2 protein-coding genes are annotated in these 1,215 nt (G+C 44.9%); both read right to left on the bottom strand.

Annotated features, from left to right (window positions below):
- Positions 1 to 527 (bottom strand): OmpA family protein (locus R7P67_RS25155; RefSeq protein ID WP_318086363.1); only part of this gene is annotated, 527 nt, incomplete at its 3' end.
- Between the two features lie 2 nt (positions 528 to 529).
- A partial coding sequence (locus R7P67_RS25160; RefSeq protein WP_318086364.1) for a TolC family protein occupies positions 530 to 1,215 on the bottom strand: 686 nt, incomplete at its 5' end.

Raw genomic sequence — 1,215 nt, forward strand, 5'->3', positions numbered from 1 at the left:
GCATGGCTTACTTCGTCTGTTCCGGTTGTTGCTAAAACCGTATCGCCGTAGCCAACAATAGTAACTCGATCAGGAGTAATACCGTTTTGAAGCAGCGCCTTTCTTACGTTCTCTGCTCGGCGTTTGGAGAGATCTAAATTGTGCTCAGATCCACCTGTGCGGCTCGCATAACCTTGCAACTCAATGGATGTGCTTGGGTATTCTTTCAAGAAATCTGAGAGTTCTCGAATCTGCTTCGCGAAAACCGGGTTGATTTCGTCTGAATCATTCGCAAATAACACTCGAATTTGCATTTGTTGTGATGAGTTTGCGTAAGATCCGCAGCCATCATTATCAATTTCTGCTCCTAATGGTGTGCCTGGACATAAATCGCGCTGGTTAATGACACCGTCGCTGTCGTCATCTTGGTGGTCGGCCCATTGATCTGCAATAGGAGTGTCGATGTAATCGTATTCGTCGCCTCGATCACTCGAAGAGCTACATGCAGCAACAACTAATGACAGTGCAATAATAGTTATGTTTTTCATAATTAATACTCCACTTTTTCTAGCCATTCTTTCGGCATTTCGACTCTTAACGCACTCAACAATTGGCCAGTTGCGTTCATCACACGATATTTGGCATATTGCTCTGCATATTTTGAATCAAGGTAATCTTTACGCGCTTCAAACAACTCGTTTTCAGTGTTCAGAACGTCTAGTAAGGTTCGTTTACCGATTCGATATTGCTTTTCATACGCGATGACCGTCTCAGCTGCCGAATCAACGTGGTCTGCTAAAAATTCTTTTTGTTGCAGCGTTAAGTCCAGAGCACTCCAAGATAAGCGAAGCCCTTCCTCAACATTACGGTACGCGCCTTCACGTAAGTCTTTCGCTTTGTTGAGTTGGTATGCGAAGTTTTCTGAATTTGCCGCATCGCTACCGCCGTTGAACAAGTTATAGCGTAAACGCAACATGGCGAGAGTTTCATCGCTTCGACCTTTTAAGCCATCCGCATCGTCTTTCCAAGTTTGAGAAGCTTCAATCGAGATCGTCGGGTAGTTAACGCCTTTCGATTGTTTGTATTGGAACTTGGCAGAATCCACATCCGCCAATGCGATTTGAATCACTGGGTGTAATTCAAATGCCAAGCCAACCGCTTCATCGACGGTGTAGGGGATAAAGTTCTGATCAGCTCTTGGAAAAATTAACCCTTGTGGCGTTTGCCCCACCAAGC

The organism is Vibrio sp. Vb0937, assembly GCF_033338855.1.